Annotated in this window: 9 protein-coding genes; 6 read left to right on the forward strand and 3 right to left on the reverse strand. The window is 63.2% G+C overall.

What is annotated here, in order from left to right; all coding sequences use genetic code 11:
- Positions 1-11: 11 nt before the first annotated feature.
- From NVV94_RS16670 to NVV94_RS16680, 3 genes are all read right to left on the reverse strand, one after another.
- Complete coding sequence (locus NVV94_RS16670; protein WP_258443489.1) at positions 12-779, reverse strand: SDR family NAD(P)-dependent oxidoreductase; 768 nt, start codon at positions 777-779, stop codon at positions 12-14.
- Positions 780-794: 15 nt separating this feature from the next.
- The gene (locus NVV94_RS16675; protein ID WP_258443490.1) at positions 795-2,450 is read right to left on the reverse strand and encodes an AMP-binding protein; all 1,656 of its coding nucleotides are present in this window, start codon (positions 2,448-2,450) and stop codon (positions 795-797) included.
- A gap of 91 nt (positions 2,451-2,541) precedes the next feature.
- Positions 2,542-3,576: an AraC family transcriptional regulator gene (locus NVV94_RS16680; protein ID WP_258443491.1), complete on the reverse strand. Its 1,035-nt coding sequence runs from the start codon at positions 3,574-3,576 to the stop codon at positions 2,542-2,544.
- Between the two features lie 589 nt (positions 3,577-4,165).
- On the opposite strand from NVV94_RS16680, the gene glgA reads away from it, so the two are divergent.
- The 6 genes from glgA to glgX all read left to right on the forward strand — a co-directional run bounded on the left by glgA (position 4,166) and on the right by glgX (position 15,014).
- A complete protein-coding gene (glgA, locus tag NVV94_RS16685; protein ID WP_258443492.1) occupies positions 4,166-5,731 on the forward strand; it encodes a glycogen synthase GlgA in 1,566 nt (521 codons plus the stop codon).
- Between the two features lie 13 nt (positions 5,732-5,744).
- Positions 5,745-7,526 (forward strand): malto-oligosyltrehalose trehalohydrolase, encoded by a 1,782-nt coding sequence (gene treZ / locus NVV94_RS16690; protein WP_258443493.1) that lies wholly within the window; start codon positions 5,745-5,747, stop codon positions 7,524-7,526.
- Positions 7,519-9,600 (forward strand): 4-alpha-glucanotransferase, encoded by a 2,082-nt coding sequence (gene malQ, locus NVV94_RS16695; RefSeq protein ID WP_258443494.1) that lies wholly within the window; start codon positions 7,519-7,521, stop codon positions 9,598-9,600. Before treZ ends, malQ begins: the two co-directional genes overlap by 8 nt.
- The gene (locus tag NVV94_RS16700; protein ID WP_258443495.1) at positions 9,597-12,386 is read left to right on the forward strand and encodes a malto-oligosyltrehalose synthase; all 2,790 of its coding nucleotides are present in this window, start codon (positions 9,597-9,599) and stop codon (positions 12,384-12,386) included. Before malQ ends, NVV94_RS16700 begins: the two co-directional genes overlap by 4 nt.
- A gap of 14 nt (positions 12,387-12,400) precedes the next feature.
- Positions 12,401-12,697 (forward strand): DUF2934 domain-containing protein, encoded by a 297-nt coding sequence (locus NVV94_RS16705; protein ID WP_258443497.1) that lies wholly within the window; start codon positions 12,401-12,403, stop codon positions 12,695-12,697.
- A 145-nt stretch (positions 12,698-12,842) separates the two neighbouring features.
- A complete protein-coding gene (glgX, locus tag NVV94_RS16710) occupies positions 12,843-15,014 on the forward strand; it encodes a glycogen debranching protein GlgX (protein ID WP_258443498.1) in 2,172 nt (723 codons plus the stop codon).
- Positions 15,015-15,019: the final 5 nt, after the last annotated feature.

Raw genomic sequence — 15,019 nt, forward strand, 5'->3', positions numbered from 1 at the left:
TCTCCTGTCGATTACTTGGCGGCCATGCGCAAGGCGCCGTCGAGACGGATCACCTCACCGTTGAGCATGCTGTTTTCGATGATATGCCGGGCCAGCGCGGCGTACTCCTGTGGCTTGCCCAGCCGCGGCGGGAACGGCACGCCGGCGGCCAGGGAATTGCGGACCTCATCGGTCATGCCGGCCATCATCGGTGTTTCAAAAATGCCCGGGGCAATGGTCATCACGCGGATGCCGTAGCGGGCCAGTTCACGGGCAGCCGGCAGGGTCAGGCTGGCGATGGCACCCTTGGAGGCGGCGTAGGCGGCCTGGCCGATCTGCCCATCGTAGGCGGCGATCGACGCTGTATTAATAATAACCCCGCGCTCGCCCTCAGTGCTGGCTTGGCCCTCGGCAATCGCGGCGGCGGCCAGGCGCAACAGGTTGAAGCTGCCAATCAGGTTGACGTTGATCACCCGGCTGAAGCTGTCCAGGCCGTGGGGGCCGTTTTTGCCCAGGATCTTCTCGGCGCCGACGATACCGGCGCAGTTGACCAGCCCGTTAAGCCCGCCAAAGGCGTTGACCGTCGCCTCGACAGCCGCCTGGGCCGCCGCTTCCTGGCTGATATCGGCGACCACATGGCGCGCGTTGGGCCCAAGCTCGGCCGCTTTGGCCTCCACCGCCGGGCCATTGAGGTCGACCAGCATCACCCGGGCACCGGCTTCGATCAGCATCTGCCCGGTCGCGGCGCCAAGGCCGGAAGCACCGCCGCTGACGAGGAAAATCTTGTTGGCTATTTGCATGATGGTTTCCTTGAATCAGTTGCTGGCCGCCTGGGCGGCGGCAGCTTGTTGTTTGGCGATTTCCTGGTTGCGCAAGATGAATCGTTGCAACTTGCCGCTCGGCGTCTTGGGCAATTCAGTGACGAATTCGATTTCACGCGGGTACGAGTGCGCGGCCAGCCGCTGGCGCACGTGCAGGCGCAGGGTTTCGGCCAGTTCCGGGCTGGCGCTGTAGAGCGGGTTGAGCACCACGAAGGCCTTGATCAGTTCGGTACGCTCGGGGTCGGGCTTGCCGATCACCGCCGCCTCAACCACCGCCGGATGTTCGATCAGCGCGCTTTCCACATCGAACGGGCCGACCCGGTAACCGGAGGTCGTGATCACATCATCGTTGCGGCCGACGAAACTGATGCTGCCATCGGCGTTCAGTTCTGCCGTGTCGCCGCTCAGGTAGTACTTGCCGACAAATCCCTTGGTGGTACCGCCCAGGTAGCCACCGAACCAGCACAGCGGCGACTGCTCGCGATCCACCGCGAGGTTGCCCGGCTGGCCGGCCGGCAGCTCCTGATGGTTCTCGTCGAGCACCACGATGCGATGCCCCGGCACGGCAAAGCCGGCCGAGCCCATGTGGACCGGGTGCTGCAGGCCATGGTGGTTGCATAGCACCATACCCAGTTCGGTTTGCCCATAGTGATCGTGGATGGTCACCCCCAGGTTGTCCGAGAACCAGCGAATCACCTGCGGGTTGAGTGGCTCACCGGCGCTGCTGACCACCCGCAGGTAGCCCTTGATCCCTTCGGCGAAGGTGTCCCCGGCAGCTATCAGCAAACGGTAGGCGGTGGGTGAACCGGCGAGGTTGGTAATGGCGTACTTTTGAATGATCCGGCAGGTGCTTTCCACGGTGAATGGGCCATCGTAGAAGGTCGTGGCATGGCCCAGCGCCAAGGGGCCGGTGACCGCGTAATAAAGCCCGTAGGCCCAGCCCGGATCGGCAAGGTTCCAGAACGCATCTTCAGGTCGCAGGTCGATGGCATCGCGCATGTAACCCTGGAAGGCAACGATGGCGCGCAGCGGCACCTCCAGGGCTTTGGCAAGTCCCGTGGTGCCTGAAGTGAACATCAGCAGAAACGGCGCATCGGCACCCAGCATGACCGGCTCGCAGTCAGTCGAGTGTTGCTCGAGTTGGCTGTGGAAATTGAAATCGCCGGGGCGACGCTCGGCTTCCTCACAGACCGTCATGATGCTCGGGCAGCCGCTGACGTCGTCGAGCTTGCTGCGGTTGAGGCTGTCGGTCACGACCAGTTTGGCCCCGGAGCCCAACCGGTGCTCGATGGCCTTGGGCCCGAACGCGGTAAACAGCGGCTGATAGACCGCGCCCACGCGCCAGGTGCCAAGGATGGCAATCAGTAATTCGGCGGTGCGTGGCAACAGGCCTGCCACCTTGTCGCCCGGGCCAATGCCCTGGGCCTTGAGGAAGTTGCCGAAGCGGGCCGCCTGCTGCTGCAACTCGCTGAAACTGTAACGGGCACTGCTGCCGTCGCGGCCTTCCCAGTACAGCGCGGTGCGCCCGGAGGCGACATGCCGGTCGCAACATTCGACGCAGGCATTGAGGGCCGACAGGTCGCCTTCGAGTGCCGCGGCAGCCGTTTGCAGGTAGTCGAACTGTGCTGCAGCAGTGGTGTAATCGCGCATCGCCAGAATCCTCGTTTATTATTTTTATCAAACAACGAAAAGTTCTGTAGATAGTCGCGCCAGAGCCCTCCCCGGACAATGGTCAAAGCTGTCAATCTGGATGACTGGTTTGGCCAGTGCTGTTGAGGATCAGGCTGCGGTAATGCCCGGGATTGGATCCGGACCACTTGCGAAAGGCCTTGTAGAAGGAACTGGTGTCGGCAAACCCCAGGCGCGCGGCGATTTCGGCATAGCTGATTTCCGGCTCTGCCAGCCAGGTAACCGCCAACTCCTTGCGCACACTGTCCTTGAGCGCCTGGTAGGTCTGGCCTTCCTCGGCCAGGCGCCGGCGCAGGGTCGAGGCCGATATGCACAATCGTTGCGCCAGGGCTTCGGTTTCCGGCCAATGCTCGGCAGGAAGCTGTCGCAGGTCGTTCTTGATACGCCGGGCCAGGCTGTCGGGGTCGCGGTACTTGACCAGGATATTGGCCGGAGCCCGGGCCAGGAACCGTTGCAGTTCCTGTGCGCTGCGACGAATCGGCAGGTCCAGGCAATCGGCGGAGATGATCATCCGCGTGCGCGGCCGGGCAAAGCGCAGGTTCTCGGAGAACATCACCCGGTAGTCGTCGCAGAAGTCCGGCTGGTCGCAACGCAGCTCGATGGCCAGGATGGGAATGCGCCGTCCGGCCAGCCAGCAGGCGACGCCGTGCACGATCATCCAGTAGGTGAAATACGTGAATGGCCGGCGCACCTGCTGGTCGCGCTCCAACAAGACGATTTCAGCCAGGCTCTGTTGCTGGACCAGCTCGGCGGGCAAGTGTTCGAACATCAGCGACAGGAACTGCAGTACCACCTCAAGGCCCTTGGCCAGGGTCGGCTGGGCCATTGCCGCACGGCACATGAACGCCAGGCTGCCGGACTTCAACCGGCGCGGGTCCATGCCGAAGAATTCATCGTCCAGGCGCCGGGCGAGCAACCGCCACAAACGCGCATAGGCGGTGGCCGGAACGCGTGCCTGGGGCTGTTCGAGCAACAGGGGGTCGATCCCGGCCTTGCCCAGGACTTCATCCATGGCCGCTCCCGGCACACAACTTTGTAACAAAGCTTCTCGCACCAATTGCATGGAGATCGTGTCTTTTTCAGACATGGGGTGGGTAGCGCTCTTTCGTTGTTTGGCGGTCATCTTAGGGGGATGTGGGAGTTAAACCAAGCGACCGCTGCGCGGCCGAGCGCAGCCTTCGGCAGCGGCTACAAGAGTCCGGCGCAACACGCTCTGTGCAGCCGCTGCCGAAGGCTGCGGCCGAGCGCAAAGCGGTCGCCGGATTTCGGATTGAACGAAGGTCCTGCGAACCTTGCCGCAACCCGCTGCAGCGGGCACAAACACCCCAATCACATGGACGTCCGTACCAAGTAGCAGAGCCTCCAAACACCGTCAGTCGCTCAAAAAAATTAATGTATTTCCCCCTGGCCACGATCTCTCCTACACTCAGAAATCAGCCCAAATACCGCTCGGAAAAATCGCCTTGGAAAAGTCGAAACTTCTGAAAAGTCGGTAGGTCAGGTTAAAGGAAGGCCATCGCTTCTTGGAGTACCCAGGCGCAGCCGACCCACCCCAACCCGTCGAATCGCACTAGGCATTTTTCCGCCGAGTTGCGTAGCGCTTGTGCGCTTGGCGTTGGGGGCACGGACAATAATTCAGGTGCTTTGCCACACGTATTAATGCACGGGAGATAACAATGATCAGTGCCGCTGTCGAAACTCACGGAGAGAATTTCAGTAAGCAGGTTAGCGAGACGGCAATGCCGGACCTCGCTTCGACGGGCAAGGCACTTCAAGGGCAGCAACGAGAAAATCCCAACAAACAGAAAGTTCTATTCGTAACCTCCGAGTTTGCCGACCTGGTCAAGACCGGTGGCCTTGGCGATGTATCCGCAGCCCTGCCACGGGCCCTGCGTCACCTGCATGATGTGCGCGTCCTGATCCCTGGCTACCCGCAGGTATTGGGCAGCGACAATCCCATCCACATCGTCGGCGAACTGGGCGGCCATGCCGCACTGCCACCCTGCAAGATCGGGCGCATGGACCTTCCCGACGGCCTGGTCATCTATGTCCTGATCTGCCCTGAGCTGTTCCAACGCGAAGGCACGCCTTATGGCGCCAACAATGGGCGCGACTGGCCGGACAACCATATTCGTTTCGCCCGCCTGGGCCTGGCCGCGGCCGATATCGCCGCAGGCGAAGGCATGGTCCACTGGAAGCCGGACCTGGTTCATGCCCATGACTGGCCCGCCGGCCTGGCACCGGCCTACATGCACTGGCGCGGGCTCAAGACCCCCACCCTGTTCACCATTCACAACCTCGCTTACCAGGGTGTGGTCAGCCGCGCCTGCTGCCCTGAGCTGGCCATCCCCGAGCATGCCCTGCAACAGGAAGGCATGGAGTTCTACGGCAAGTTGTCGTTCCTCAAGGCCGGAATGGCCTACTCCAGCCATATCACCACGGTCAGCGCTACCTATGCCCAGGAAATCACCACCCCGGCCTTCGGCTGCGGGCTCGATGGTTTCCTCAGCAGCAAGGCTCAGTACGGCCTGCTCAGCGGCATTCCCAATGGCATCGACGAAAGCTGGGACTCGGCCACCGACACGCACCTGATCTGCCCGTTCAACCTCAATGACTGGGAAGGCAAGGCAGTCAATGCCGAACACGTGCGCCAGCTGTTCGAGCTGGAACCGTCCGATGGCCCCCTGTTCGCGGTGGTCTCGCGCCTGGTCTACCAGAAGGGCCTGGACCTGACCGAGGCCGTGGCTGAATTCATCGTCGCCAACGGTGGCCAGATCGCAATCATTGGCCGTGGCGAGCCGGAGGAAGAACAGGCCATGTGCGAGCTGGCCCGACGTTTCCCCGGCCAGGCCAGCGTGCGTATCGGCTTCAACGAAACCGATGCCCGGCGCATGTTTGCCGGCAGCGATTTCCTGCTGATGCCTTCGCGCTACGAACCCTGCGGCTTGAGCCAGATGTATGCACAGCGTTTCGGCTCCCTGCCCGTGGCCCGCAATACCGGTGGGCTGGCCGATACCATCGAGGACGGCGTCACCGGGTTCCTGTTTGACGAGTCCACCGTGCAGAGCTACGAAGAGGCGCTCAGCCGGGCCTTCTATGTCTTCAGCAAACCGGACCTGCTCAGCGCCATGCGCTGCCGGGCAATGACGCAACCCTTCAACTGGTGCCAGGCGGTCGAACCCTACGCCAAGCTGTACGAAGAGCTGGTGCAACGTGCGGTAGGTGTCACCACCCGGTATTGAGAGGTTGGATGGGATGCCCTTTCGGTCAATGGAAACCTGGCCCCACGGGGCGATCATGCTGGATCAGGAACACACCCGTTTCGCCCTCTGGGCGCCTGACGCGTATTACGTCAGCGTAGAGCTGGAGAGCGGGCAGTCACTGCCGATGATGCCTCAGGCCGATGGCTGGTTCGTGATCCAGGCGCGGTGTTTGCCCAGTACCCGCTATCGCTTCAATATCGACGGTGAACTGGAGGTTCCCGACCCTGCGTCACGGTCCCAGGCCAGTGACGTGCATTCGCCAAGCGTGGTGGTCGACCCTCAGGCTTACGCCTGGCGCAACAGCCACTGGCAGGGTCGGCCCTGGCATGAAGCCGTTATTTACGAGCTGCATGTCGGGGCCATGGGTGGTTTTGCCGGAGTCGAAAAGCAACTGGCGCGCCTGGCCGACCTGGGTGTTACCGCCATCGAGCTGATGCCGGTGGCGCAATTCCCTGGCGATCGCAACTGGGGCTATGACGGCGTGCTGCCCTATGCGCCCGAGTCGTCCTACGGTACGCCCGAACAACTGAAAAGCCTGATCGACTGCGCCCACGGGTACGGCCTGATGGTGCTGCTGGATGTGGTCTACAACCACTTCGGCCCGGACGGCAATTACCTGGGGCATTACGCCAAGGGCTTTTTCAACGAAGACAAACACACGCCCTGGGGCGCAGCCATCGATTTTTCCAGGCCCCAGGTGCGCGACTTCTTCATCGACAATGCCCTGATGTGGTTGCTGGAATACCGCTTCGACGGCCTGCGCCTTGATGCGGTGCATGCGATCGAAGACCCGACCTTTTGCCGCGACCTCGCCCGCCGGGTGCGCGAGCAGATCGATGGGGGGCGGCATGTCTGGCTGACCCTGGAGAACGAACATAACCAGGCCTGCCTGCTCGAACAGGGCTTCGACGGGCAGTGGAATGACGACGGGCACAATGTGCTTCACGTGCTGCTGACCGGCGAGAGCGAAACCTACTACGCCGACTTCCAGGATCGCCCGATCGAAAAACTGGCGCGCTGCCTGAGCCAGGGTTTTATCTATCAGGGCCAGACGGGCGGCAAGGGCCTGCCACGCGGGGAACCCAGCGCCCATCTGCCACCCAGCGCCTTCGTGCTGTTTTTGCAGAACCACGACCAGATCGGCAATCGTGCCTTCGGCGAGCGCCTGAGCCAACTGTGCCCGCCGCAGGCCCTGCGTGCAGCGACCACCTTGTTATTGCTTTGCCCCATGATCCCGCTGTTTTTCATGGGCGATGAATGGGCCGCCAGCGAGCCGTTCCTGTATTTCACCAGCCACCACGGCGACTTGGCGCAGGCGGTACGCGCGGGGCGACGACAAGAGTTCGCCGGCCTCAAGGCCTTTGCCGACAAGCAACAACGCGCGCGAATTCCCGACCCCAACGCGATGCAAACCTTCCAGGCTTCGCGTCCACGCCTGGAGCAGGTCGAGGACGACAACGCCTGGCTGCTGCTGTACCGTGAACTACTGACCCTGCGCCGAACCCACCTCTTCGCGCGGCTGCCGGGAAGCCGTTCTCTGGGGACCCAGGTGCTTGCCGAAAAAGCGCTGACCGCCCGCTGGCAATTGGGCGATGGCAGCGAACTGCGCATCGACCTGAACCTTGGCGAACACGCCGTGTCGACCGCATTGCCAGCACCGCAGCATCGACTGTTTTGCGCCACGCCCGACTCGCTGTGCGCAACTCAACTATTGCCCTACACCACCCTGGTCAGCCTGACCCCACCCGATGCACTGGAGCCGACCCATGAGTGACGAGCGACTGCAATTACTGGCGCAACAGGCAGGCCTTGCGGTGGACTGGATCGACGCCAACGGACGCCCGCAACGCGTACGGCCCGAAGTGCTGCGCCAGGTCCTGGCCGGGCTCGGGCATCCGGCAGCCGACCACGCTGAAGTGGAAGCCAGCCTGCAGGAACTGTTCGAAGCCGGCCAGAGCCACACGCTGCCGCCCTTGCTGACGGTCGAAGCCGGCCAGGCCTTGAACCTTCATGCGTTTTTCAGCCCGCACACGCCCTGCCAGGTGACGCTCGAAGATGGCACGACCCTCGACCTGCAACTGGACGATCAGGGTGTTCTCCCCGGCGAGCTGCCGGTTGGCTACCAACGGGTCAGCGTGGCCGAGCAGCACTTTACCCTGGCCGTCGCACCCGCACGCTGCTGGAGCGTTGCCGATGCCGCCGGCGAACCGACACCGCGCCTCTGGGGGCTCAGTGCCCAGCTGTATTCGCTTCGTCGCCTCGGCGACGGTGGCTTCGGCGATACCCTGGCCCTGGAAATGCTTGCCCGCAGCGCAGCCGAACGTGGCGCCGACGCCCTGGCGATCAGCCCCATGCATGCGATGTTCAGCAACGACCCGCACTGCTACAGCCCCTATTCGCCTTCCAGCCGGTTGTTCCTCAACAGTCTGTATGCCGCACCCGGCGCGATCCTCGGCGAGCGCGCGGTACGCATTGCCATCGAAGACACCGAGCTTGGCAAAGAACTGCAGCGCCTGGAGCATCTGCCCTTGATCGACTGGCCAGGCGCTGCCCAGGCCAAACAGTTGTTGCTGCGTACGCTCTACGATGGTTTCTGCGCCGGTGATCATCCTCTGCATCCGGACTTCGCCAGCTTTCGCCAGGCCGGCGGCCAGGCCCTGGAAAACCATTGCCGGTTCGAAGCCATGCAGGCGCATTGCGCAGCCGAGGGCAAAAGCCAGGACTGGCGCCAATGGCCCAGCGACTGGCACGACCCGCACAGCCCCGAAGTCGCGCGCTTTGCCTTCAAGCACAGCGACGAGGTCGGTTTCTATGCCTTCAGCCAATGGCTGGTGGCCCGCAGCCTGGAGCGTGCACAAGACGCGGCACGCGCCAACGGCATGCGCATCGGCCTGATCGCCGACCTGGCCGTCGGCGCCGACGGTGCCGGCAGCCAGGCCTGGAGCCGTCAGGATGAACTGCTCTCGGAGCTGACCGTCGGGGCCCCTCCGGACATTCTCAACCGCAGCGGGCAGAGCTGGGGTATTTCCGCATTCTCGCCCGAAGGCCTGCAGCGTAACGGCTTTCGCGCCTTCATCGAGATGTTGCGGGCCAATTTTGCCCATGCCGGTGGCCTGCGCATCGACCATGTCATGGGCCTGCAGCGACTCTGGGTCATCCCCGCAGGCGCGCCGCCCAGCGAAGGTGCCTATTTGCACTACCCGGTCGATGACCTGCTGCGCCTGCTGGCACTGGAGTCTTCACGTCACCGGGCCATTGTCCTGGGTGAGGACCTTGGCACTGTTCCCGACGGTTTGCGCGAGAAGCTCGCGGCCCGGGCCATTCTCGGCATGCGCGTGCTGCTGTTCGAGCAATACCACACCGGCCAGTTCAAGCCGATTCTGGAGTGGCCGGACAATGCCCTGGCCACGACCAGCACCCATGACCTGCCCACGCTCGATGGCTGGTGGCGCTCGCGTGACATCGACTGGAGCCACAAGCTCAAGCTGATCGATGCCGACACCGAACACCATTGGCGCCAGACCCGACATCACGAGCGGCAGGGCCTGCGCCACGTCCTGGCCCAGGATCACCAGAATTTCCATGGCCACGGCGAAGAAGCCGACCAGGTCATCGACGCCAGTGTTCGCTTTCTCGGGCATACCCGCGCGCCGCTGGTACTGCTGCCACTGGAAGATGCCCTGGGCATCGAAGAGCAGCCGAACCTGCCCGGCACCCTCGACACGCACCCCAACTGGCGCCGACGCTTCAGCGCCGACAGCCAGAGCCTGCTCGACGACGAAGACGCTGCCCGTCGTCTGGAGCTGCTGGCCCAGGCGCGTGAACAAGCGTTCGAGCGCGACCGATGAAACCCCTGAGCGCGAGCGTACGCCTGCAGTTTCACCAGCACTTCACGCTCGATGATGCGGTGCCGCTGGTGCCCTACTTCGCCGCGCTGGGCATCAGCCATGTCTATGCCTCGCCCCTGCTGCGGGCGCGGCCAGGTTCGATGCATGGCTACGACGTGGTCGATCCGACCTGCATCAACCCGGAGCTGGGCGGCGAAGCCGCGCTCGAACGCCTGGTCGCGGCCCTGCGCCAGCACGGCATGGGCCTGATCCTCGACATCGTCTCCAATCACATGGCCGTGGGCGGTGCGCATAATCGCTGGTGGCTGGACCTGCTTGAATGGGGACGACGCAGCCCCTACGCGGAGTTCTTCGACATCCAGTGGCACTCACCGGACCCATTGCTCGAAGGCCAACTGCTGCTGCCGTATCTCTCCAGCGACTACGGCGCCGTGCTCCAGGCCGGGGAAATCCCGCTGCGGTGCGACGTCGTGCATGGCGCCTTTTTCATCGAACACTACGAACACCACTTCCCGATCTGCCCGGTAGACTATGCGCGCATCCTCTGCGCCAGTGGCGACCCGCGCCTGAGTGAACTGGGGGCACGCTTCGCCGCCCTGCAGGACCTGCGCCATGCCCACGCCAGGGCTCCAGCCCTGCAACAAGAGCTGGCCGACATGGCGCGTACGCCCGAGCTGGCCAAGGCACTCAAGGGAATCCTTGACCTGTTCGACTCTCGCACCCCTGAAGGCTTCAGTCGCCTGCATCAACTGCTGGAGCAGCAACCCTATCGCCTGGCCAGTTGGCGAACCGCTGCCGACGACATCAACTGGCGGCGTTTTTTCGATATCAATGAACTGGGCGGGCTGCGCGTCGAACGCACGGCGGTGTTCGAAGCCACCCACCGCAAGGTCTTCGAACTGATCGGCCGGGGCCTGGTCGACGGCCTGCGCATTGATCACATCGACGGCCTGGCCGACCCGCGCGGCTATTGCCGCAAGCTGCGCCGCCGGGTCACCGCGCTGCTGGCCGAGCGCCCGCTGCACGCGGCACTCGAGCACCTGCCCATCTATGTCGAGAAGATCCTCGGTGCCGGCGAACAGTTGCACCGCGACTGGCAGGTCGACGGTAGTACCGGTTACGACTTCATGAATCAGGTCTCCCTGCTGCAACACGACCCCGAGGGCCAGGCCAATCTCGGCGAGCTCTGGAGCACCCTCAGCGGCCGCCCTGCCGACTTCAGCGAAGAAGTACGCCTGGCCCGGCAGCTGGTGCTCAATGGCACCCTGGCCGGCGACTTCGAGTCCGTGGCCCAGGCCTTGCTGCAAGTGGCGCGCGATGACCTGATGAGCCGCGACCTGACCCTGGGCGCCATACGCCGGGCGCTGCAGGAATTGATCGTGCATTACCCGGTGTATCGCACCTATATCAATGCCTGCGGCCGTCCGGTCGATGACGAGGCCTTCTTTGCCCAGGCAATGGCCGGCGCCCGCACCACCCTGGGCGAAGCCGACTGGCCGGTGCTCGATTCTCTGCAGCGCTGGCTCGGTGGCGATAGCTGGCGCAGCGTGCCCCTGGGGCGCCAACGCAAGCGCCTGCGCAATGCCTGCGTCCGGTTCCAGCAACTGACCTCACCGACCGCGGCAAAGGCCGTGGAAGACACGGCGTTCTATCGTTCGGCGGTGCTGCTGTCGCGCAATGACGTGGGCTTTGACCCCGAGCGTTTCAGTGCCCCGCCCGAAGATTTCCATTCTGCCTGCCGGCAACGTCTGGCGACCTTCCCGGACAACCTGCTGGCCACTGCCACCCATGATCACAAGCGCGGCGAGGACAGCCGCGCGCGCCTGGCGGTACTCAGCGAGCGCAGCACCTGGTATGCCGACCGGGTCGAGCATTGGCGCGAATTGGCCTCGCCCCTGCGCAGCACTTTCGGCGATGACGCCGCCCCCAGTGCCGGTGATGAGTTGCTGTTGTACCAGGCCTTGCTCGGCAGTTGGCCATTGACCCTGTCCGTACAGGACCGCCCGGGCCTGGAAGACTATGCCGCACGACTGCATCAGTGGCAGCAAAAGGCCCTGCGCGAAGCCAAGCTGGCCAGCAGCTGGAGTACGCCCAACGAGACCTATGAAACGGCCTGCCGGGCATTCATCGACACGCTGCTGTTCGATCCGCAAAGCCAGCAATTGCGCCAATCCATCGCCGCCGCAGCCCAGGAAATTGCCTGCGCCGGGGCCATCAATAGCCTGAGCCAGTGCCTGTTGCGCATGACCGCACCGGGGGTGCCGGACCTGTATCAGGGCACGGAATTCTGGGACTTGAGCCTGGTCGATCCGGACAACCGCCGCCCAGTGGATTTCGCTGCCCGACGCCAGGTGCTGGACGACTCGCTCGGCGCCGCACAATTGCTCGAGAGCTGGCGCGACGGCCGCATCAAGCAGGCGCTGATTGCCCGCACTCTGAACCTGCGCGCGCAGTACGCCGAGCTGTTTCAGCGCGGCAGCTACCAGCCGCTCGAAGTGCGTGGCAAGCATGCAACTCAGGTACTGGCGTTCCTGCGAGAAAGTGACGAACAACGTGCTATCGTCGTTGTAACTAGGCTCACCAACAGCTTGCTCGGCGATACCGCCATACCGTTGATCCCGGCACAGAACTGGGAAGACACCCGCCTCACCCTGCCAGTAACCGATTCACTGCACAGATGGAAGGGACTTTTCAGCGAGGCCGCAGTCACAGAAAAAAGGGAAATGTGGCTGAATACGGCGCTGAAAGACTTCCCTGTCAATCTCTTCATACAAAATGAGTTGTAATCAGGAGCGTTGAAATGAGTGCTGACGACAAGCGTGTTCGCGAATTCGCCTATCAGATCTGGGAGTCTGAAGGCAAACCGGAAGGCCAGGAGCAACGCCATTGGGAAATGGCGCGCAAACTGGCCGAAGCCGAAGCCCTGGCGCCGAGCAAATCACCCAGCCACAAGACCGCCGCCAAGGCCAAGCCTGGTGTGGCCGCTGCAGCCGCCAAACCCAAGCCCGCTGCCAAACCCGCTGCTGCGTCTGCGGCTGCCGCCACACCGGCTGCGGCCAAAAAGCCGCGAACGGCCAAAAAGCCGGCAGCGAGCTGAAGCCGCCACGTAGCAACGGACCTTCAGTCGATACCTGCTAGCCCCTCCGGCCTTGAACGGAGGGCTCCTGCACGCGTTCGCCTGAAAAACGCACGGGTGTCCACGCGCTGATTTTCATGCCACTGACCGCAGAGAAAGGACCATCATGACCACTCGGCCAAAGAAGCCCGAAAAGAAGCCCGACCCCAAACCCGCCGAGCCTTCGCGCATTCGCGAAGGCTTGCCCTTCCCGCTCGGCGCCACCTGGGATGGCCTGGGCGTGAACTTCGCACTGTTTTCCGCCAACGCCACCAAGGTCGAACTGTGTCTGTTCGACTCCAGCGGCGAGGTGGAACTGGAGCGTCTCGAGCTCCCCGAATACACCGACGAGATTTATCACGGCTATCTGCCCGACGCCCACCCGGGGCTGGTCTATGGTTACCGGGTGCATGGCCCTTACGACCCGGAGAACGGCCACCGTTTCAATCCCAACAAGCTGTTGATCGATCCCTATGCCAAGCAACTGGTCGGCCAGCTGCGTTGGTCCGAAGCACTGTTCGGCTTTACCATCGGCCACCCCGATGCCGACCTCAGCTTCGACGAGCGCGACAGTGCGCCCTTCGTACCCAAGAGCAAAGTCATCGACCCGGCCTACACCTGGGGCCGCGATCAGCGGGTCAGCGTGCCCTGGGACCGCACTCTCATCTATGAAACCCATGTACGCGGCATCAGCATGATGCACCCCTCGGTGCCCGAGGACGTGCGCGGCACCTTTGCCGGCTTGATGGTCGAAGACGTGCTCGGGCACATCCGCAAGCTCGGCGTGTCCTCGATCGAGTTGCTGCCGATCCATGCCTTCGTCAACGACCAGCACCTGCTGCAAAAAGGCCTGAACAATTACTGGGGCTATAACAGCATTGCCTTCTTCGCCCCGCACCCGCGCTACCTGGCCAATGGCAAGATCGCCGAATTCAAGGAGATGGTCGCGCACCTGCACGACGCCGGCCTGGAGGTGATCCTCGATGTGGTCTACAATCACACCGCCGAAGGCAACGAGCAAGGCCCGACCCTGTCGATGCGCGGCATCGACAATGTCTCGTACTATCGATTGAACCCGGAAAACAAGCGGTTCTATATCAACGATTCAGGCACCGGCAACACCCTGGACCTGAGCCACCCCTGCGTGCTGCAGATGGTCACCGACTCGTTGCGCTATTGGGCCAGCGAGATGCACGTGGACGGCTTTCGCTTCGACCTGGCGACGATCCTGGGGCGCTATCACGATGGTTTCAGTGAACGTCACAGCTTCCTGGTGGCCTGTCGTCAGGACCCGGTGCTGCGCCAGGTCAAGTTGATCGCCGAGCCTTGGGACTGTGGCCCGGGCGGTTATCAGGTCGGCAACTTCGCACCGGGCTGGGTGGAGTGGAACGATCGCTTTCGCGATACCGTGCGCGCCTTCTGGAAAGGCGACGACGGCCAGCTTGCCGACTTCGCCGGGCGCATGACCGCCTCGGGCGAACTGTTCAACCAGCGCGGCCGGCGCCCCTACTGCTCGATGAACTTCATCACCGCCCATGACGGTTTCACCTTGCGCGACCTGGTGTCTTACAACCACAAGCACAACGAAGCAAACGACGAGAACAATCAGGACGGCACCGACAACAACCTGTCCTGGAACCATGGCGTCGAAGGCCCCTCCGACGACCCCGAAATCAATGACTTGCGCCTGCGCCAGATGCGCAATTTCTTCGCGACCCTGCTGTTGGCCCAGGGGACGCCGATGATCGTCGCCGGCGACGAGTTCAGTCGCACCCAGCACGGCAACAACAACGCCTACTGCCAGGACTGCGAGACGGGCTGGGTCAACTGGAACATGGACGAGGATGGCAAGTCCCTGCTCAAGTTCGTCAAACGCCTGGTCAAGCTGCGCATGACCTACCCGGTGCTGCGGCGCGGACGTTTTCTGGTCGGCGACTTCAATGAGGACATCGGCGTCAAGGACGTCACCTGGCTCGACCCCGAGGCCAACGAGATGACCATCGAACAGTGGGAGGACCCCCATGGGCGCTGCCTGGGCATGCTCATGGACGGCCGGGCGCAGGTCAGCGGCATCCGCCGCCCCGGCGCCGATGCCACCTTGCTGCTGATCGTCAATGCGCACCATGACGTGGTCAACTTCACCCTGCCGCAGGTGCCCGAAGGCGAGTACTGGAATTGCCTGGTGGACACCAACCGGCCGCAGCTGCGTGCACGTGAACCGCTGGAGTTCGGCAGTGTGTTTCAGGTGACGGGGCGTTCGTTGCTGTTGTTTGAGTTGCAGCTTGAGGAGGAGCAGTAAGTCCA

Origin of the sequence: Pseudomonas sp. LS1212 (genome assembly GCF_024741815.1) — a bacterium.
In the GTDB taxonomy this organism is placed as follows: Bacteria; Pseudomonadota; Gammaproteobacteria; order Pseudomonadales; family Pseudomonadaceae; genus Aquipseudomonas.

Excerpts from the sequence above, each read along its gene's own strand:
- NVV94_RS16675 (WP_258443490.1), bottom strand. The coding sequence starts at position 2,450 with ATGCGCGATTACACCACTGCTGCAGCACAGTTCGACTACCTGCAAACG.
- NVV94_RS16700 (WP_258443495.1), top strand. The coding sequence starts at position 9,597 with ATGAAACCCCTGAGCGCGAGCGTACGCCTGCAGTTTCACCAGCACTTC.
- treZ (WP_258443493.1), top strand. The coding sequence starts at position 5,745 with ATGCCCTTTCGGTCAATGGAAACCTGGCCCCACGGGGCGATCATGCTG.
- glgX (WP_258443498.1), top strand. The coding sequence starts at position 12,843 with ATGACCACTCGGCCAAAGAAGCCCGAAAAGAAGCCCGACCCCAAACCC.
- NVV94_RS16680 (WP_258443491.1), bottom strand. The coding sequence starts at position 3,576 with ATGTCTGAAAAAGACACGATCTCCATGCAATTGGTGCGAGAAGCTTTG.
- malQ (WP_258443494.1), top strand. The coding sequence starts at position 7,519 with ATGAGTGACGAGCGACTGCAATTACTGGCGCAACAGGCAGGCCTTGCG.
- glgA (WP_258443492.1), top strand. The coding sequence starts at position 4,166 with ATGATCAGTGCCGCTGTCGAAACTCACGGAGAGAATTTCAGTAAGCAG.
- NVV94_RS16670 (WP_258443489.1), bottom strand. The coding sequence starts at position 779 with ATGCAAATAGCCAACAAGATTTTCCTCGTCAGCGGCGGTGCTTCCGGC.
- NVV94_RS16705 (WP_258443497.1), top strand. The coding sequence starts at position 12,401 with ATGAGTGCTGACGACAAGCGTGTTCGCGAATTCGCCTATCAGATCTGG.